The following is an 18,933-nucleotide window of genomic DNA, read 5'->3' as shown; positions in this document are numbered from 1 at the left end:
GCCCGATTTTCGCCCGCGCTTAGCGCATCGCAGGGCGCCCTGCAACGTGGACGCTTGACGCGGCAAGGCGCCGTGGTACTGAGAACGACACGGTGGGCCTGTAGCTCAATTGGTTAGAGCAGGGCGCTCATAACGCCTTGGTTGGGGGTTCGAGTCCCTCCGGGCCTACCAACACCCCCCCCGCCTTGCGAGTCGCGGACGCCTCCGCGATCTGGTCGTTCCGCATCGCCTCGGGCCGCGGGAGGATGCGGGCTGGCTCATCCCTTGTCGATGACGGCCACACCTTGTTAGGCTCCTCCCATCTTTCCTTTTCAAAATTTCCACGGAGACGGCTCAATGGCGATCACAACACTTGCGACAATTGTTGGCACCACGCAGTCCATCGCGTCCGATGACGATCTTCTGATCCTGTCCACCGGCGGCATCGTCTTGTCAGCTGACGCTGTTTCGGCCCCATCCGGGGACGCCAAGTTGACCAACTACGGACTCATATACACGGAGGGCAACGCATTCTCCGACTCCGTCGGCGGCAGTAGCATTACCAATTTCGGGACTATGGAAACCAGCAACTTCCCGGCCGTCATCGAGGCAGGCTCATCCCTCGCCCTGACCGACCTGAGGTTGTTGAACTATGGAAACATCGTCGGAAGCGGCGCATTTTCCGATGGTCTCCTGCTGGCGTCCGGCGGAAACTTTCTCTACAATTACGGGACGATCACGTCCCGCTCCGACAATGCGATTCAGATTACGTCGGGGTTCGAAAGCGGATCGCACGCCAATTACATTTTCAACTCCGGCCTGCTTCAGTCGAATTCAGCGCCAGCCATCACCACGGGCAATGACGCCGAGACGATCCGGAACGACGGCACCATCGATGCAGTCAATGCCGAGGCGATTGTCACCACTGGCGGAGACGACAAGGTCTCCAACAGCGGCAAGATCTTCGGCCACGTATCCCTTGGCGAAGGCGCCGATCTTTACCGCGGTCTGATAGACGGGTTCGTCGATGGCCAGGTTTTTGGCTCAAACGGAAATGACACGCTGATCGGTAGCGCCGCGGACGACAACTTTGTCGGCGGCAACGACGACGACCTGATCGTGGGCCACGACGGTGATGACACGTTGGACGGGGGCACTGGCTCCGACACGATCATGGGCGGGGATGGAAACGACTCTTTGATCGGTGGAAACTCCGACGACACGATGAACGGAGGCGCCGGGTCGGATACCATGACCGGCGATACGGGCAACGACTTGCTGGTTGGCCGTGACGGGGCCGACCTTCTCGAAGGTGGATCCGAAAACGACACGATGGACGGCGGCAATGGGGACGACGTCCTGGAAGGCGACGCGGGCAACGACATCCTGCGCGGTCGCGCGGGAGAAGACGAATTGGCCGGCGGCCTTGGCCGCGATTTCCTGACCGGCGGCCAGGACGCGGATATTTTCGTGTTCCGCTCGCTGGCGGAAACGGTCGTGGGCGCGAACCGCGACCAGATCCTGGACTTTGAACAGGGCATCGACCTGATCGTCGTCGCCGGCCTGTCGCCGGGCGTCTTCGAGTTCCGCGGAACCGCAGGGTTCGCGCCCTCGGGCAATCCCGAACTTCGCGTTCTGGAGACGGCGACAGGGTCGACCATCGTGCAGATCGATGCCGATGGCGACGGCACGCAGGATGCCGAGATCCGGGTGGCCGGTGTCACCGGGCTGACAGCGGATGATTTCGTGCTCTAGGGCCCCTGCCCCCGGCTTATGAAGTCCAACCACCGGATTAAAGCGACGACGGCTTGACCTGAAACAAGCCGTCCGCCCAAGCGGTTTGCTAGGCTGGCCCCGTCGGTCGCGATCTCCAGGAGTGTTCACATGGCAACGATCTTTCAAACCGGGAATGTCACTTCCACGGTCACCGTCTCCAATGGGGACCGCTACGTGGTGTCCGGATCGCAGTTCATCGCTGTGTCCGGCGGGGATGGCGTTGTCCTGGCCGATGCGCCGACTGCACCGCAACTGGTCAACATGGGGTCCATCTCGGCCGACCAGACCGGTGTCGTGGTTCAGGCCCCCCAGGCTGTCATCACCAACTATGGAACGATGACCAGTTTCGCCCCCTACAACAACACGGTCATTCAAATGACCCAGACCCAGAACAGCCTGGTCCAGATCAACAACCACGGCACGATAAGCCTGGGCGGCAGCAGCGGCTACCTGCTACAGATGCCGTACGACTACCGGGTAGAGGTACGGCTGCTCAATACGGGGACGCTGGATGCGGAACGGGGCAGCATTCTCGTCGGGTCCTTTGGCAGCGATGACAACACGTTCATCAATTCCGGCACGGTCCACGCCGCCCTCCTGGTGATGTCCGGCTGGGGAAACTCAACGCTTGTGAACACCGGAGACATGGTTGTCAGGTGGCTGGACGTGCAGGCGCAAAGCGCCTTTCTGTTCGTCAATCACGGCACCCTGACGGACACCGACGGAGATGTCTATATCACCACCAGCCGCTATGAGCCGGACCAGATCGCCAACTCCGGCACGATCTTCGGGAGCATCGACCTCCTGGGGGGCGACGACCGGGTCGAGAACATCGGCAACGGCATCATACACGGCGCCGTCTACGGCAAGTCCGGCAGCGATACGCTGGTCGGCGGAGCGTTCCGCGACGAATTCTACGGCGGCACCGAAAACGATGTCCTGGTCGGACGCGGGGGTGACGACGTCCTGAACGGCGAAGGCGGCGACGACATGATCCTGGCCGGCGACGGCGACGACAGCGCCACCGGCGACATCGGCGCCGACACGATCAACGGCGGCGCGGGCAACGATACGCTACTGGGCGGCGCGCGAGAGGACGTCCTGGTGGGACAGGATGGCGCGGACTTGCTGGACGGCGGGACCGAGAACGACACGCTGGACGGAGGGTCCGGCAATGACACCCTGCTGGGGGGCGGTGCCAATGACGTTCTGCGCGGCCAGGAAGGGCGGGATGTCTTGCAGGGCGGGAATGGACTGGACTTCCTGAGCGGCGGTCGCGATGCGGATGTCTTTGTCTTTGGCACGACGATCGAGATGGGAATCGGTGCCCTGCGCGACCAGATCCTCGACTTCGAAAAAGGGCTCGACCTGATCGACCTGTCGGCGCTCTATGCCGGAGCGCTGACATTCGTGGGCACTGCGCCTTTTACGGGTGCGGGCCAGGTCCGGGTGGCCGAACAGCCGACGGGCTCGACCATCGTGCAGATCAACATGGACGCAGACATGCAGCCCGAGGCAGAGCTGCGAGTCGCGGACGTGCATGGGCTGGACGCCGGGGACTTCATCCTCTGACCGGGATCACCGCCCCTTGAACAGCCCGCCAAGGACGCCGCGCACGATGCGGCGTCCCGTGGTGCCGGTCAGTTCCTTCATCACCATGTCGCCCATCGCCTGGCCAAAGCTCTTGCCCCGTCGTACCGGGCGCGAGGTCGACCGGCTGACGCGCGTGCCGGAATACCGCCGGGCCGCACGATACTCACGGGCCTCGGCGTCCTCCTCCTCACGCTCTGCCATTTCGGCGGCTTTGGCGGCGGCCTCTGCACGGGCGCGCAGGATTTCATGGGCGGATTCCCGATCGACCGGCGTGTCGTATTTCCCGGCCATCTCCGACCCGGCCAGAACGGCGCTGCGTTCGGCATCGGTGATCGGGCCCAGTTGCGAGGACGGCGGGCGTATCAAAGTGCGTTGCGCAATCCCCGGCGCTCCTTTCGCCTCGAGGAACGATGTTACGGCCTCTCCGACGCCGACCGTGCGGATCGCCTCCTCGATGTCGAAATCCGGGTTCTCGCGGTAGGTCTCAGCGGCCAGCCGCAGCGCCCGCTTGTCACGCGCGGTGAAGGCCCGCAGCGCGTGCTGGACCCGGTTGCCAAGCTGGCCCAGCACATCCTCTGGGATGTCGTCCGGCGACTGGGTGACGAAATAGACGCCAACCCCCTTGGACCGGATCAGGCGCGCAACCTGTTCGACCTTGTCCACCAGCGCCTTGGGCGCGTCGTCGAACAGCAGGTGCGCCTCATCGAAGAAAAAGACCAGCCGGGGTTTCTCGGGGTCGCCCACCTCTGGCAGTTCCTCGAAGAGTTCGGACAAGAGCCACAGCAGGAAGGTCGCATAAAGGCGCGGTCGCGCCATCAGCTGATCGGCGGCCAGCACGTTGACCGTGCCGCGCCCGTCCGGCGCCACCTGCATCAGGTCGCCCAGTTCCAGCGCCGGTTCGCCGAAGAACGCCGCGCCACCCTCGTTCTCCAGCACCAGCAGCCGCCGCTGGATCGCCCCGATGGAAGCGACAGAGATATTGCCGTAACGCAGCGACAGGTCCTTGCGGTTCTCCCCCAGCCAGACCAGCATCGACCGCAGGTCATCGAGATCCAGCAGCGCCAGCCCTTCCTCGTCGCTGAGGCGGAAGGCGATGTTCAGGATGCCCTCCTGCGCCTCGCTGAGATCCAGCAGGCGCGACAGCATCAGCGGCCCCATCTCCGTCACGGTCGTGCGCACCGGATGGCCCTGCGCCCCGAAGAGATCCCAGAACCTGACCGGAAAGGCGTCATAGGCGAAGTCGTCAAAGCCCATCCTGGCGCAGCGCTCCATGAAGGCGCCGTGCAGCTTGTGGGTTTCGCTGCCCGCGACCGCCAGGCCCGACAGGTCTCCTTTCACGTCCGCGAGGAAAACCGGCACACCGGCGGCGGAAAACCCCTCGGCCAGGATCTGCAGAGTGACGGTCTTGCCGGTGCCCGTGGCGCCCGCCACCAGGCCGTGCCGGTTGGCATAACCGAGGTCCAGGACCTGCCTGACGCCATAGCCCTCGCCCGCGCCACCCACGAATACCGACTTGTTCATGCTTGATCCCCCAGCTCGCACGGCATGAACATACATCCTTAACCATTTGATGCCAGTGTGTTTCTGGTCCGGGACGACATGTCCTCTCCTGTCCCGGGCAGACTTCCTCCCTGTCAGACTGGCCGCGCCCTAGGGCGCGGCTTTTTTGTTCCTGCAAAAATGCATCTACTGACGCGAAAAGAAGGTGGAAATCACTGTTGACCAAGCGCAAGTCTTCTCGTAGCGTCACGACCAATGACAAAGTCGGCCGGTCCGACAGGGAGTGAAATGGAAAGGGGCCCACGGGCCCCTTTCCTTTTGATTGCAAGTGCCCTGCCCGGGGCTACCCCCGAACGGGCCCTGCCCGGTGCGCGCGGCATTTCGCGCATTGCCGCGGCGGAACGGCGGATTTCTTCCCTGACAGTCGGTCCGGTGCGTGCTAATCGACAAGTCAGGCAAATGACCGGATTTTAGAGGACATCATGAAGAAACCGCTTATCCTACTGTCGTTGATCGCCTCGCTGGGCGCAGGCGCGGGTTATGCCCAATCCGCCGACGGCGGCGATCCGGCGACCCCGCCCGCCGATCCCGGCATCGACACCGGCAAACCGGCCCAGAACGTCCCCTACGTCAAGGAAGTCTACGACGACTGGACGCTGAACTGCATTAAGAACGCCCAAGACGCGGAAGTCTGCCGGATGATCCAGATGCTGGACGACGGAGAAGGCAACGAAATCGCCCAGGTCGTCATCAACCGCGTCGAGAACAGTGGCCAGATCGTTGCGGTCGGGGAAATCACCGTGCCGCTGGAAACGTCGCTGCGCCACCGGCTGCGGATCTCGGTCGATGGCCGCGAATCCAAAGAGTATGACTTCACGGTCTGCACGCGACTGGGCTGTACCGCGCAGGTCGGCTTCACCGAAGAGGTCGTCTCGCAGTTCAAGGCCGGCAAGGAAGCCGTGATCAACATCGTCCCCTATTTCTACCGCAATCAGTCGATTCCGCTGGCGACCTCGTTGAAGGGCTTTACCGCCGCCTTCGACGAGACCACGGCGATGCAGCCCTGATCCGACGACTACGGGGAAACGACAAACGGCGCGCCCTCGGGCGCGCCTTTTTTTGTTTGCCCGGATATTCGTTCAGTGCGCCTTGGCGTCACCTTCCCCAAAGAACCGGCCCCAGATCGGCGCAACCAGCTTGGTGCCGATCGGAATCAGGATCAGCCCGGCCAGGAACCCGATCACGAAGTCGATCGCCGCCGTTACCCCCCATTCCAGCAGCGCATCGCCCTGGCCGATGGAATGCGCGATGTCGTGCACGGTCTGATAAGGCACGTCCCATCCCATTTCCTTCAGTGAATTGGTGAGGATGTGCCCGCCGACCCAGAGCATCGCCGCCGTGCCGATGATCGCCAGCGCCTTCAGCAGCCAGGGCATGAACTTGACGATGGCGCGGCCAAAGCCCCGCGTCGCGCCCAGGCGGCCCCGCTGGCTCAGCCACAGGCCCACGTCGTCCATCTTTACGATGATGGCGACCGCACCGTAGACGGCAAAGGTGATCAGCACAGCAACCACCGCCAGCGTCGCCGCCTGCATGGCAAAATTCGGCGCCTCAATGGCCGAGAGCGAGATCACCATGATCTCCGCCGACAGGATGAAATCGGTCTTGATTGCGCCCTTGACCTTGGCCTCTTCCAGGTGCGTGGGATCACCTACGTCATGACTGCCGTCAGGCCCGCCGGAATGGTCGTCGTGGGGCATCAGCACATGCACGATCTTCTCGGCCCCCTCGAAACACAGATAGCAACCGCCCAGGATCAGCAAGGGCCAGACCAGCCAGGGCGCAAAGGCCGCCATCAACAGCGCCGCCGGCATCAGGAACACCAGCTTGTTGACCAGTGAGCCCCGCGCGATCCGCCAGATGATCGGCAATTCGCGCGCCGGTTCGAACCCCTGCACATATTTCGGCGTTACCGCCGCATCGTCGATGATGACGCCCGCAGTCTTCGACCCGGCTTTCATCGCCGCCGCGCCGATATCGTCGACCGAGGCCGCCGCCACCTTGGCGATCGCCGAAACGTCATCGAGAAGTGCCAGAAGTCCGCTCATACCGCGCCCCCACTCAACCTGTTCATCGCGACCCTAGCCCCTAGGGCGCAAACCGCAAGCGCCAGGCCCCACCGCCCTGCCCGGCCAGCACCAGGCAGCCGCCCGCAATGGCCCAGTTCTTGACGAAGATGCTCATCTGCCAGGGATCGTCCGGGATCAGGTGAAAGAAGGACGTCACCATGCAATACAGCGCCAGGGAAAGGGCCACGGGCCGCAGGGCAATCCCCAGGATCAGCGCCACCGCCGCCCCGAGGTTGTAAACCATCGCGACCCAGACCAGCCCAAAGGGCAGCCCCCAATTCACCAGCATCTCTCCCGCCGGGGCCGAATCGATGGCCTTTTGCACCGCCCCCGCAAGGAAAAGCGCCGCGATCAGCACGCGTCCGGCAAAGCTGGCAAGGTTGTTCCATCTCTGCACGGCCGATATCCCCTGTTGTTCCCGCCCAGGTTAACGCAAACGAGATCGGAGGGTTAGCGCCACCACGCGAATCCTTGCCACGTTTACCGCTAACATGCTGTTCCTCAACGGTTAATGGACTTTGCAGATGCAGAAGGCCTCCGTATACGGAAGCCGACAGGAATTTTCAGGAGGCGAGCATGACCGTCACGATCGGGATCAACGGATTTGGCCGCATTGGCCGCTGCACTCTGGCACATATCGCGGAGTCCGCACGCAACGACGTCCAGGTCGTCAAGATCAACGCCCCCGGGCCGATCGAGACACATGCCCACCTGCTGCGCTACGACAGCATCCACGGCCGCTTTCCCGGCGACGTGACGGTCAAGGACCAGGCGCTGGACCTGGGCCGCGGCCCCATCGACGTGATGTCCTCCTACGAGATGGGTGACCTCGACTGGAGCGGCTGCGACGTCGTGCTCGAATGCACCGGCAAATTCAACGACGGCACGAAGGCCAACGCCCACCTCGACCGTGGCGCGAAATCGGTTCTGATCTCGGCGCCGGCCAAGAACGTGCAGCGCACGGTCGTCTACGGCGTAAACCATCGTGACCTCGTCAAGGGCGAGACCATGATCTCGAACGGGTCCTGCACCACCAACTGCCTCGCACCGCTGGCCAAGGTGCTGGACGAGGGCATCGGCATCGAATCCGGCATCATGACGACGATCCACAGCTACACCGGCGACCAGCCGACGCTGGACCGCCGCCACGCCGACCTCTACCGCGCCCGCGCCGCGGCAATGGCGATGATCCCGACCTCGACCGGCGCCGCCAAGGCCCTGGGCGAGGTGCTGCCGAACCTCAAGGGCAAGCTCGACGGGTCCGCCGTCCGGGTGCCGACGCCAAATGTCTCGGCCGTTGACCTGACCTTCTATGCCTCGCGCGACGTGACCGTCGAAGACGTCAACGAGGTGGTGGCAGAGGCCGCCGCAGGCCGCATGGGTGCCGTGCTGTCCTACGATCCGGAACAGAAGGTTTCGATCGACTTCAACCACACCACGCATTCGTCGATCTTCGCCCCCGACCAGACCAAAGTCGTCGGCAAGCGCATGGTGCGTGTGCTGGCCTGGTACGACAACGAATGGGGCTTTTCCGCGCGCATGGCCGACGTCGCCGCCGCGATGGGCCGCCTGCTGCACTGAGACCCGGCACCGCGCTCGGCCTGAAAAAGCCCCCGGAAAGCATCGGCTTTCCGGGGGTTTTCATGTGCAGGTCATGCAGTTCATCAGCGCAGGACCGACAGCCGTTCAGGCAAACAATCCGTCGGTGAATATGGTCGTGTCGATCAGGTCAGTGGCTCCGGTCGGATCGCTGGCGTCCCAGATCGTCTCGTATCCCATATCCTCCAACGCGGCGACAGAGGTGTTGGACAGGTAGTTGGTGCCATCGATATAGCCCGTCATGATCTCATTCTCGAAGGCAAAACCGTCGGCGCCGTCCTCGTTCCAGTGACCGCCCGCCGTGCCCGGCCCTCCTTCCGTCTCGATAGACAGAAGCGCGGAGGCACTGAATTCCAGGTCGAATGTCAGGTTGGCGTTGACCCCGTTGAAAGTCTGGCTGCCGTCCTGTCCGACATCGACCAGCCCCATCAGCTCCCACATGGTGCCGAATCCGATGACATGCATCATCTCGTGAAAGACGATGTCATTGAACAGACCCTGCGCATCGTAGTTTGCAGCGTCGGCGATATCGAATTCCATGATACCCATCGCGGGCAGGTAGGTCGCTGTACGGATGACGGTCGGTCCGGCCTGTCCCAGCGTCAAGCCCGGACCGTCGATATCGGTCAGCGTCGCTTCGATCACGATATCGTCGATCGTTTCGCCGCGGTACCGAACGTCCGTAATATCGCCTGTGACGATGTCCGAGATCAGTTCCGCAGCATCGATAAAGGCCTGTTGCAGCGCCTCCGTCCATGTTCCGCTGAAATAGATGGTGACATTAAAGCCCGTCCCGTCCTGAGAGCCGGAGGTGTAGCTGCCAAGGAGCGTGCCTCCGTCACCGCCATCCCCACCGTCTCCAGGCTTGTCGGGTTTCCCCCCGCCACCTCCGCCTCCGCCTCCGTTGCCACCCTTGGCAGCACCAAGGGCATCAAGAAATGTCAGGCCATTCATGCCGATCACTTCAACGGATCGACCGAAGTCGAAGGTGTCAGAGTCAAGGAAACGGCCCAGAGAGGTCGATTGATTGGAAGACATATGATGTTCCCGTTTGCCAGTTCGGTTACGGGCGAACCGGGGCCCAGACGCACCACACTCGTAAAAGTAGAGTAACGGCTATTTGAACAGGCTGCGAGACCCAATATGGAAACCGACTGTTCACTGGCGGACTCGCATCCGCCTGCGCGTCACCTGTCGTGCATTCCCTTGCCGTCAAGGATCCGCTCTCGATGCTTCTCGATCCGGGCCGCGCGGGTGCGGGACTGTTTGGCATCCGAGAAGTGCAGGACATAGCCGCGCCGCCGTCCCGGTGTCAGCGCCTCGAAAGCCGCGCGAAACGCCTCGTCTTCCTCCAGGCGCTCGGTCAATTCCTCGGGATAGTCGAGGTCATCCTTGGCAAAATCGACCTTGGCGCCGCTTTTCTCCACGGCGATGGCCCGCGCGACATAGTCGCGGACCTGATCGGCGCGGTCGGCCACCTCCTCTGGTGTCTGGAACCGCAGGTACTTCGACGCCCGGGATCGCGGACCGGTCAGGATCAACGCACCTTCCGGATCCGAGATCAAAGTGCCCTTGAAAAAGGCCAGCCGGCAGCCATCGGAATAGCCGCCCAGGATCGCCACGTTGGACCAGCCAAAGGTATAACAGGCCGCGCCCCATTTCAGGGTCTCGCCCAGTTCTGTCCCGGCAAGCACGGCGCGGAGCGCGGACAGAACCTCGCCCCAGGTCGCGTCGGCAAAAAAGCTGTCGAGATCCGGGGCGCGGTCCATCGCGGGCCTCAGAGATAGTCGGCGCGGGCCAGTCCGTACTTGGCCATCTTCTCGTTCAGGGTCCGGCGCGGCAGGCACAATTCGTCCATGACCGCCGAGATCGACCCCTTGTGCCGCCGCATGGTATTGTCGATCAGCATCCGTTCGAAGGCCTCGACATATTCCTTGAGCGGCTTGCCCTCGGTCGTCATGACCGGCTGCATGTCGTCATGGTCGCTCATCAAGAGCGAGGCAATGGTCCCCTGCCCCCGCCGCGATTGCAGCACCGCGCGTTCGGCCAGGTTGATCAGCTGGCGCACATTGCCCGGCCAGGGCGCCTGCAACAGCTGGGCGGCCTCCTGTGCCGACACCTTGGGGGCGTCGCACCCGTATTCCTCTGCATAGCTTTCGGACAGCCGGGTGAAGAGCGTCAGGATATCTTCGCCCCGCGCGCGCAGCGGTGGCACGGTGATCTTGAGCGCTGCCAGCCGGTAATAGAGGTCCGCACGCAGCGCCTGTTCGCAGGTGCGCCCCTCTTCCTGCAGGTTGGAAATGGCGACGATGCGGGTTTCGGGCGGCGTGCCCTCGTCGTTGATCGCGTTCAGCAGGCGCGCCTGGGCCGCGTCCGACAGGACCTCGATGTCTTCCAGCACCAGCGTACCGCCGCGCGCCTCTTCCATGGCAGGCAGGCGTGTATCCTCGGGCTGCATCGGACCGAACAGGCGCCGGGTCAGGGCGTCCTCGTCCATCGCGGCACAGCGCACCAGGGTGAATTTCTTGCCAGCGCGGGCGCCGACCGCGTGCAGCGCATGGGCCACCAGCGTCTTGCCGGTGCCGGTCTCGCCTTCGATCAGGACGTGGCCATCTGCCTGGCCCAGGTCCAGGATGTCTTCGCGCAGGCGTTCCATCGCGGGGCTGGCGCCGATCAGCTTGGACATGATCTGGCTGCCGTCTGCCAGTTCCCGGCGCAGCGCGCGCGTGTCCAGCGTCAGGCGGCGGGCATTGGTGGCCTTTTTCGCCAGTTCCGACATGCGATCCGGGTTGAACGGCTTTTCTAGAAAATCGAAGGCCCCGATGCGCATCGCCTCAACCGCCATCGGCACGTCGCCGTGACCGGTGATCATGATGACCGGCAGCGCGCTGTCCGTGCCCATCAACTTCTTGAGGAACTGGATCCCGTCCATGCCCGGCATCTTGATGTCGGAAATCACGATGCCCGGAAAATCCGCGTTGAGCCGCCCCAGCGCCTCTTCGGCACTGGCAAAGGTTTCGGTGTCGTAACCGGACAAGGCCAGCCATTGGCTGATCGACTGGCGCATGTCCTGTTCGTCATCCACGATGGCGATTTTCATTGCGTTGGCCATTGGCAGTTTACTCCGCTGCTTCTGTGGATTCGTTCAAGACGGGCAGTTGCATCTCGAAGACGGCACCGCCGTCCTCTCCGTTGCGGGCGGTCAGACGCCCGCCCAGTTCCGAGACGATGCCCGAGGAAATCGCCAGACCGAGGCCCACGCCATCGCCCGGCTGCTTGGTTGTGTAGAAGGGCTCGAAGAGCGCATCGAGGTCCTCGATCCCAGTTCCGTTGTCGCGCACCGTCAGTGTCGCGGTTTCGCCCGCAGCCAGGATGATGTCCACCTGCGGGTCATCAACGGACTTGGTGGCGTCCAGCGCGTTCCGCAAGAGGTTGACCAGAACCTGCTCGATCCGCATCCGGTCCCCCATGACGCGCACGGGCGCTTCCGGCAGGATCTTGGTGATCTTAACACGGCGCGATTTCAGCTGCGGTTCCATCATCGCCAGGGACGAGGCCAGCGCCTCTCCCATGTCGACGGGGCTGAGCTGTTCCTGGCCTTTCCGCGCAAAACTCTTGAGCTGGCGGGTGATCGCCCCCATGCGTTCGATCAGGTCGTCGATACGGTGAAAGGCGCTCAACGCCTCGTCCGGGCGGTTGCGGCGCAGCAGAAGGCGCGCGCCGGCCAGGTAGGTCTTCATCGCGGCCAGCGGCTGGTTCAACTCGTGGCTGACGGCAGCGGACATTTCGCCCAGGGCCGCCAGTTTCGAGGACTGGGCCAGAGATTGCTCCGCAACGGCAAGGTTTTTCTGTACCCGCTCACGTTCGGCGATTTCCCGGCTGAGGCGGGCGTTCAGGGCGCGCAGTTCGGTGGCGTCGCGCTGGAACAGCGCCATCCGGATCGCGGTCTTGCGCGACAGCGCATAAAAGACCAGGGCAGCCAACAGAGCGAACCCCATGATTTCCAGAGCCAAAACGGCGTTCACCCGCTCGCGCACGCTGGCATAGGTGGTGAAGGTCACAAGCGTCCAGCCCCGGAACGGGATGCGCCCGTCGATCCGCATCACCGCCTCGCCGCGCAGGTAGGCGTCGGCCTGCTGCGCGGTCCAGTCGGCGGTGGCCCGGATGGCGCGTTCGATCGCGCCCTCGGCGGGCTGGCGCTGCAATGCATCCGTCGGCGTCAGCCCGCGCCAGCGCGGTTCCGTCGCAAGGATGATCAGCCCCTCTGAGTTTGTCACCATGACAGCATCGGTGATCCCGGCCCAGGCACGCTCGAACTTGGCCAGGTCGACCTCGACCATTATGACACCGACCGTTTCACCGCCGCTTTCCATGCGCCGGGCGTAGGTAAAGCTGAAATTTCCCGTCTCTTGCGGGAGCGCGGTAAAGACCGTGGTGTTCGAGCGCAGAGCATCGACGAAATAGGCCGCCTCGCGGTGCGACTCGGCCAGGCGGTTGCGGTCTGTCGCGGCCACGGTGCGCCCGTCGCGGTCCAGCAGCATCAGCGAGGCGGCGCCGATCTCGTCCACGAAGGAAATCAACCGCTGCGAGCTTTGCCGGTAGTCCTGCGCGTTCAGCGCGGCGATCAGTGCCGGGTCACGGGCCAGGAGTTGCGGCACGATGGCATTGCGGCGCAGTTCCGAAATCAGGTTGCCCGAATAGAGCGCAAGGCGCAGTTCGGCCCGGTTGCGCACGGACTCGGTAAAGCGGTCGGTCAGCAGCCAGTTCGTGACCCAGACCGTTCCCACGGCCGCCAGCAACAGCAGGACAAGCGCAATGCGCGCACGGCCCGAGAACGGGCCGGCGCGACGCAGTCCGGTTCTGGTGCCATTCGATGCCATGCCGCCCAGAATAGGCTGCGCGGGCCGCACCCTCAAGTCAGGCGGCGGTCAGGGCCCCTGCCAGATGGGCGAAAAGGCGCGCACCATCCTCGTTGCCATGCGCCGCGTCGCTTGCGCGTTCGGGGTGCGGCATCATGCCCAGCACCCGCCGGTTGGCCGACAGCACACCCGCGATATCCCGCGCCGACCCGTTCGGGTTGTCGGTATACCGAAAGGCTACGCGGTCATCCGCTTCCAGCATGTCCAGCGTCGCCTCGTCGGCGAAATAATTGCCGTCATGATGCGCGATGGGCAGCGCGATCTCGGTGCCACGGCCATAGCCCTCGGTAAAGATGCTGGCACCCTCGGCGCGCAGGCCGACGGTGCGGCAGATGTATTTCAGGCCCGCATTGCGCAGAAGCGCCCCCGGCAGCAGGCCGGTTTCCGTCAGCACCTGGAAGCCATTGCAGATCCCAAGAGCGTATCCGCCCCGGTCCGCGTGAGCCTTGACCGCGTTCACGATGGGCGCATTGGCCGCGATGGCCCCGCAGCGCAGGTAATCACCAAAGGAGAACCCGCCGGGGATGCCAACCAGGTCGATACCTGCCGGCAGTTCGGTGTCCTTGTGCCAGACCATCTGCACCTGCAGGCCCGCCTTTTCGAAGGCAACGGCAAGATCACGGTCGCAGTTGGACCCGGGGAAGACGATGACGGCAGCTTTCATCAGCACGCTCCTTGTCAGGCGGTGAGTGTCAGGCGGTGAAATCGGTGACGACGGCCACGCCCGGCGGCGTCGGCCCGTTGAAGGCGGCAAGCTCGTCCGAGACCTGGCCCAGGCCGATCTCGCGTCCGATCATCGGTGCCATGTCGACGGCACCGGACTGGATCAGGCTGAACAGTTGTTCGTAACGCCAGGGCGGCATTCCGCGCGACCCGTAAACGGCGAGATTCTTCATGAAGATGCCGTTCATGTCGATCTCCATCGTCGCCGTATGGCCGATGGGCATACCAACCTGAACATGGCGCCCAAGCGGGCGCAGGCACTTGATCGAAGCATTGGTCGTGGCCGCGATGCCCACCGCCTCGATCGAAACATGGGCGCCGCCGCCGGTCAGTTCCTTGATGGCCCGGTGCGCCTTGCCGTCAGAGGCATCGACAACCGCGTCAGCCCCATGTGCCAGCGCGTGGTCCAGCTTTTCGCGCACCACGTCCACGGCGATCACCCGCGCGCCCATCGCCTTGCCGATCAGCAAAGCCGCCAGCCCGATGCCCCCGGTTCCGTGAACCGCCAGCCATTCGCCCGGCTGCAGCGCCGCGCGGTCGGTCAGCGCGTGCCAAGAGGTCATCACGCGGCAGCCCAGCCCGGCGGCGGTGCGCGGCGTCATGAACTCGGGCAGGCGCGACAGGTTGAAATCGCGCGGCACGGCGACGTATTCGGCAAAGGCCCCGTCAGAGCCGATGCCGGGGTAGACCATGTCGTTGCAAGTATGCTGGGCCCCTGCCCGGCAGTCGTTGCAGGTCCCGCACCCCAGGAGGAAGGGCGCGACAAGGACGTCGCCCACCGCGAATTGCGCGCGCGGGCCGGCCTCGACCACCTCGCCGCAGAATTCATGCCCGCCGATGGCGCCCGGTTTCACACGCGGGTGCTCGCCCATCCAGCCATGCCAGTCCGAGCGGCAGACACCGCAGGCCAGGACCTTGAGCACGACGCCGTCCTCCGGACAGGAGGGATCGGGGCGGGTCTCGATACTCAGCGGCGCCTGGTACTCGCTCAGGACGGCCGCGCGCATCACAGGACCTCGATGCGGTAGCTTTCGATCACGGTATTGGCGAGCAGCTTTTCGCACATCTCACCCACGGTCGCCTCGGAGGTGCCATCGGCGAGATCCATCTCGATCACCTTGCCCTGGCGCACCGATCCGACCCCGTCAAAGCCGAGGGCGCCAAGCGCATGGCGCACCGCCTCACCCTGCGGATCCAGAACACCGTCCTTGAGCATCACATGCACGCGCACTTTCATGATCATCCCCTTGCTTGTCTTGTTGGGCAGGAACCGCATCACGCGCGGGAATGCAAGGGCAAAGAAAAACGCCGCCCCCGAAGGGGCGGCGCCGTGACAGTCCGTGAGGACCGCTTATTCCTTGTTACCGCGGCGGATGACGTTGCCCGCGTCCGCCTCGATCCGGAAGGCCCCGGCTGTGTTGCCGGTCAGATCGTTGTTCTCGTAGGTGCCGCCACCGCCTTCGCGGACACGGATCGCCTCGTAGACATTGCCGAAGATCTTGTTGCCACGCACCAGCGGGGTCGACTTGCCCTTGACGGACACACCGTAGAAGCCGTTGCGGAAGATCTCGTTGTTCTCGATCACGCCGCGGCCACCGTCATGGACGTAGATCGCCGACTGCTGACCATCGCGCAGGATGTTGTCATTGACCGTCGGGTTGGCATTGGTCTTGATCTCGATCCCGGCATAGGCGTTGCCGTAGATCTCGTTGTTGAAGATCCGGGCAATTGTGCCGTCGGAGGCCATGATGCCGCCCTGCTGACCGTCACGGATGGTGTTGCCCGTGATCAGCGGATCGTCCGCAGCCTTCACCTCGATCCCCGACAGCGAGTTGTTGAAGATCGTGTTGCCTTCGAACCGGCCCTTGCCACCTTCGTTGATGAAGATGCCCGAACCGCCGCCATCGCGGAAGGTGTTGCCCTTGACGATCGGGTCGGCGCCTTCTTTCAGCTCCAGGCCTGCCAGCGAGTTGCCGAAGATCGTGTTGCCCTCGATCGTCGCCTTGCCGGCCTCGAACATGAAGATACCGCCCTGCGCACCGTCGTGGATGGTGTTGCGACGCACCGTGGCATCCTTGTTGTCACGGATCGCCAGAACCGCCAGGCCCTTCGAGGTCATGTCGTTGTCCTCGATGATGACCGACCCCGCCGCGACGTGGAAGTTGAAGAACTTGCCGCCGTCCTGGTGGATCGAGAGACGCGCCACACGGCCCGACTCTGCGGTCCAGCGGATCGCGTTGTCATCGGCCACCCGCAGGATGATGTCCTGGACCGGACCGACCCCGACGATTTCCAGCGGCTTCGACACGTCGATGCCCTGGGTGTAGACGCCGGGATAGACCTCGATGCGGGCGTTCGGCTCTGCCGCGCGGACAGCATCCGCCAGGCTGGAGTAGTCACCGCCACCCGAGGCCTTGACCGTCACGACGTTGGTGCTGACCGGATCCGGGTCACGGGTGACCTGGCCGGGGCCCTCGATGTTGCCGATGCGGATGACCTTGCCGGCATCGGGTTCGATGCGGAACGTGCCGGCGGTGTTGCCCGACAGGTCGTTGCGCTCGTAGGTGCCGCCGCCGCCTTCACGGATGCGGATCGCCTCGTAGATGTTGCCGAAGATCTTGTTGTCGCGGACCGTCGGGTTCGAGTCGCCCTTGACCGACACACCGTAGAAGCCGTTGCGGAAGATCTCGTTGTTCTCGATCACACCGCGGCCACCGTCGTGGACGTAGATCCCCGACTGCTGACCGTCACGCACCTTGTTGTTGTAGACCTGCGGGTTTGCATCGGTCTTGATCTCGATCCCGGCATAGGCGTTGCCGTAGATCTCGTTGCCGGTGATGCGCGCCACGGCGCCGTCGGAGGCCATGATGCCGCCCTGCTGACCGTCACGGATGGTGTTGCCCGAGATCATCGGGTTGTCGGCGGCCTTCACCTCGATCCCCGACAGCGAGTTGTTGAAGATCGTGTTGCCTTCGAACCGGCCCTTGCCACCTTCGTTGATGAAGATGCCCGACCCGCCGCCATCGCGGAAGGTGTTGCCCTTGACGACCGGATCGGCGCCCTCTTTCAGCTCCAGGCCTGCCAGCGAGTTGCCGAAGATCGTGTTGCCTTCGAGCGTCGCCTTGCCGGCCTCGAACATGAAGATACCGCCCTGCGCACCGTCGCGGATGGTGTTGTTGCGGACAGTGGCACCATTGTTGGCACGGATCGCCAGAACCGCCAGGCCCTTGGAGGTCATGTCGTTGTTCTCGATGATGACAGACCCCGCCGCGACGTGGAAGTTGAAGAACTTGCCGCCGTCCTGGTGGATCGAGAGGTTCGAGACCAGGCCGGATTCCGCGGTCCAGCGGATCGCGTTGTCGTCGGCGACCTTCAGGACGATGTCACGCTTGTTGCCGACACCGACGATTTCCAGCGACTTCGAGACGTCGATGCCACGGGTGTAGGTGCCCGGGTAGACCTCGATGCGCGTGCCCGGCTCTGCCGCGGCAACCGCTGCGGACAGGTCGGAATAATCGCCACCCGAGGGACGGACCGTCAGGACCGGGCCACCGTGCTCGACGGGCTTCTTGGTGGTGTCGACTGTCCGGTCGGGGATGGAACACTCACGCTCGATGATGCGCTGCGCCATCGGGGCAAAGGTGTGATCGCCACATTCGGAGGCGTAGACTTCGTAGCCAGCACAGCCCAGGATCTTGGCCTCGGCCCACATGGCAGAACAGGCCTGCGCATGGTCGCGGCCCGGATCGATCCGCACGGTCTTGTCCGGATCGGGATCGACGACAGTGCCACCGCCCGCAGTCGCCTTGAGCACGCGGCTTTGCGGCAGGATGCGGGTCATGGGGATCGCCATGTTGAAGCCGGTGCGGCTGTCGCCCGCGTGGTGCAGGCCGATCACGGCATGGTCGCTCAGGCGGATGACAGGCGAGCCGGAGTTGCCGCCCAGCGTGTCACAGCTGTGCATAAGCTTGCCCTCGGCGGAGATCGCCGGGATCGCGGCGGCACAGCCTTCGCGGCTGATGTGCTGGGCCTGGCCCTGCGGGTGGCCGATGATCCAGAGGAATTCGCTGTCCTGCGGGTCGGCCTCGGCCAGTTTCAGCTTGCCGTACTTGGTCGACGGGTTTCCGAAGACGCGCAGCACCGTGTAGTCCAACTCGCGGTTGGTCTCGATGATCTGCGGGCTGACGGTATAGCGGTCCACCCCTTCCGAGCTTCCCGGCTTGATGAAACCGGCGACGAACTGCGCCGCCTGCACGCCGCTGTCACGACCGGTGGGATCGCCGTCCATGCCCGGAATGCAGTGGTGGTTTGTCAGGATGTGCTGATCGTCGACGATGAAGGCGGTGCAGAAGCCCGTCTTGCCGTTCTTGAACAACATGTCCAGGCGGCCGATCGGGCGGCCCAGCTTGATGATCGGGCTGTTCTCGCCGTACTTGATGATCGGCTCGTTCTGGTAGTCGCCGAAGGCCTGCTCGAAGACAAGCCCGTCTCCGCCCGCCGACTGACGCGGCTGGATGACGATCTTGCCAAAGTCTGCGGGATCGAATTCGGCGGGAGCCTGCTGCGCAACGGCTGGGCCGAATGCGGCCGCCGCCCCTGCACAAAGTGCGAGTGCTGACATGAGTTGACGCATGATAATGTCCCCGTTGGAAAGAATACTGTTTGAAACTACTTTGATCGCGACCCTGCCGCCAAGTAAAGAATTCCTTGCCTGA

At 63.8% G+C, this 18,933-nt stretch carries 15 protein-coding genes and 1 tRNA gene; 5 read left to right on the top strand and 11 right to left on the bottom strand.

From position 1 onward, the window contains the following. Nucleotides 1-94 precede the first annotated feature (94 nt). The 3 genes from BLQ71_RS02085 to BLQ71_RS02075 all read left to right on the top strand — a co-directional run bounded on the left by BLQ71_RS02085 (nucleotide 95) and on the right by BLQ71_RS02075 (nucleotide 3,327). A tRNA-Ile gene (locus BLQ71_RS02085) sits at nucleotides 95-171 on the top strand. A gap of 165 nt (nucleotides 172-336) precedes the next feature. Continuing rightward, on the top strand, nucleotides 337-1,734 hold the full coding sequence (locus BLQ71_RS02080) for a calcium-binding protein (RefSeq protein ID WP_074620538.1): 1,398 nt from the start codon (nucleotides 337-339) through the stop codon (nucleotides 1,732-1,734). A gap of 129 nt (nucleotides 1,735-1,863) precedes the next feature. Then, complete coding sequence (locus tag BLQ71_RS02075; protein WP_074620537.1) at nucleotides 1,864-3,327, top strand: calcium-binding protein; 1,464 nt, start codon at nucleotides 1,864-1,866, stop codon at nucleotides 3,325-3,327. A gap of 6 nt (nucleotides 3,328-3,333) precedes the next feature. Here the strand turns inward: BLQ71_RS02075 and BLQ71_RS02070 are convergent, their stop codons facing one another. Next, nucleotides 3,334-4,869 (bottom strand): helicase HerA-like domain-containing protein, encoded by a 1,536-nt coding sequence (locus BLQ71_RS02070; RefSeq protein WP_074620536.1) that lies wholly within the window; start codon nucleotides 4,867-4,869, stop codon nucleotides 3,334-3,336. A 461-nt stretch (nucleotides 4,870-5,330) separates the two neighbouring features. Here BLQ71_RS02070 and BLQ71_RS02065 point away from each other — a divergent pair, with 461 nt between their 5' ends. Beyond that, nucleotides 5,331-5,915 carry an invasion associated locus B family protein gene (locus BLQ71_RS02065; protein WP_074620535.1) on the top strand — a complete coding sequence of 195 codons (585 nt, stop codon included), beginning with the start codon at nucleotides 5,331-5,333 and terminating at the stop codon, nucleotides 5,913-5,915. A 72-nt stretch (nucleotides 5,916-5,987) separates the two neighbouring features. Here the strand turns inward: BLQ71_RS02065 and BLQ71_RS02060 are convergent, their stop codons facing one another. Both BLQ71_RS02060 and BLQ71_RS02055 read right to left on the bottom strand, forming a co-directional pair. Next, nucleotides 5,988-6,956, bottom strand: a complete 969-nt coding sequence (locus BLQ71_RS02060; RefSeq protein ID WP_074620534.1) for a DUF808 domain-containing protein — start codon at nucleotides 6,954-6,956, stop codon at nucleotides 5,988-5,990. Nucleotides 6,957-6,996: 40 nt separating this feature from the next. Beyond that, on the bottom strand, nucleotides 6,997-7,374 hold the full coding sequence (locus tag BLQ71_RS02055) for a DoxX family protein (RefSeq protein ID WP_074620533.1): 378 nt from the start codon (nucleotides 7,372-7,374) through the stop codon (nucleotides 6,997-6,999). Between the two features lie 179 nt (nucleotides 7,375-7,553). Here BLQ71_RS02055 and gap point away from each other — a divergent pair, with 179 nt between their 5' ends. Beyond that, a complete protein-coding gene (gene gap, locus BLQ71_RS02050; protein WP_069208355.1) occupies nucleotides 7,554-8,558 on the top strand; it encodes a type I glyceraldehyde-3-phosphate dehydrogenase in 1,005 nt (334 codons plus the stop codon). Nucleotides 8,559-8,663: 105 nt separating this feature from the next. On the opposite strand, the gene BLQ71_RS26255 is transcribed toward gap, so the two are convergent. From BLQ71_RS26255 to BLQ71_RS02010, 8 genes are all read right to left on the bottom strand, one after another. Next, nucleotides 8,664-9,614, bottom strand: coding sequence for a leishmanolysin-related zinc metalloendopeptidase (locus tag BLQ71_RS26255; protein ID WP_074620532.1), 951 nt, complete (start codon nucleotides 9,612-9,614; stop codon nucleotides 8,664-8,666). A gap of 149 nt (nucleotides 9,615-9,763) precedes the next feature. Continuing rightward, the gene (locus tag BLQ71_RS02040) at nucleotides 9,764-10,345 is read right to left on the bottom strand and encodes a YdeI/OmpD-associated family protein (protein WP_074620531.1); all 582 of its coding nucleotides are present in this window, start codon (nucleotides 10,343-10,345) and stop codon (nucleotides 9,764-9,766) included. 8 nt (nucleotides 10,346-10,353) lie between these two features. After that, nucleotides 10,354-11,688 (bottom strand): sigma-54-dependent transcriptional regulator, encoded by a 1,335-nt coding sequence (locus tag BLQ71_RS02035; protein ID WP_043139039.1) that lies wholly within the window; start codon nucleotides 11,686-11,688, stop codon nucleotides 10,354-10,356. A gap of 7 nt (nucleotides 11,689-11,695) precedes the next feature. After that, nucleotides 11,696-13,456, bottom strand: coding sequence for a sensor histidine kinase (locus BLQ71_RS02030; protein ID WP_052244339.1), 1,761 nt, complete (start codon nucleotides 13,454-13,456; stop codon nucleotides 11,696-11,698). Nucleotides 13,457-13,493: 37 nt separating this feature from the next. Next, entirely contained in the window at nucleotides 13,494-14,159 is a 666-nt protein-coding gene (purQ, locus tag BLQ71_RS02025) for a phosphoribosylformylglycinamidine synthase subunit PurQ (RefSeq protein ID WP_043139042.1), read from the bottom strand. Nucleotides 14,160-14,187: 28 nt separating this feature from the next. Continuing rightward, on the bottom strand, nucleotides 14,188-15,225 hold the full coding sequence (locus tag BLQ71_RS02020; protein WP_069208357.1) for a zinc-binding dehydrogenase: 1,038 nt from the start codon (nucleotides 15,223-15,225) through the stop codon (nucleotides 14,188-14,190). Continuing rightward, the gene (gene purS, locus BLQ71_RS02015; protein WP_043139176.1) at nucleotides 15,225-15,455 is read right to left on the bottom strand and encodes a phosphoribosylformylglycinamidine synthase subunit PurS; all 231 of its coding nucleotides are present in this window, start codon (nucleotides 15,453-15,455) and stop codon (nucleotides 15,225-15,227) included. The genes BLQ71_RS02020 and purS overlap by 1 nt, the downstream gene beginning before the upstream one ends. Before the next feature lie 114 nt (nucleotides 15,456-15,569). After that, the gene (locus tag BLQ71_RS02010) at nucleotides 15,570-18,851 is read right to left on the bottom strand and encodes a right-handed parallel beta-helix repeat-containing protein (RefSeq protein WP_083342119.1); all 3,282 of its coding nucleotides are present in this window, start codon (nucleotides 18,849-18,851) and stop codon (nucleotides 15,570-15,572) included. Nucleotides 18,852-18,933: the final 82 nt, after the last annotated feature.

The organism is Antarctobacter albus, assembly GCF_900101505.1.
Taxonomy (GTDB): Bacteria; Pseudomonadota; Alphaproteobacteria; order Rhodobacterales; family Rhodobacteraceae; genus Antarctobacter; species Antarctobacter albus.
This window is presented reverse-complemented; position numbering and strand designations above follow the sequence as displayed.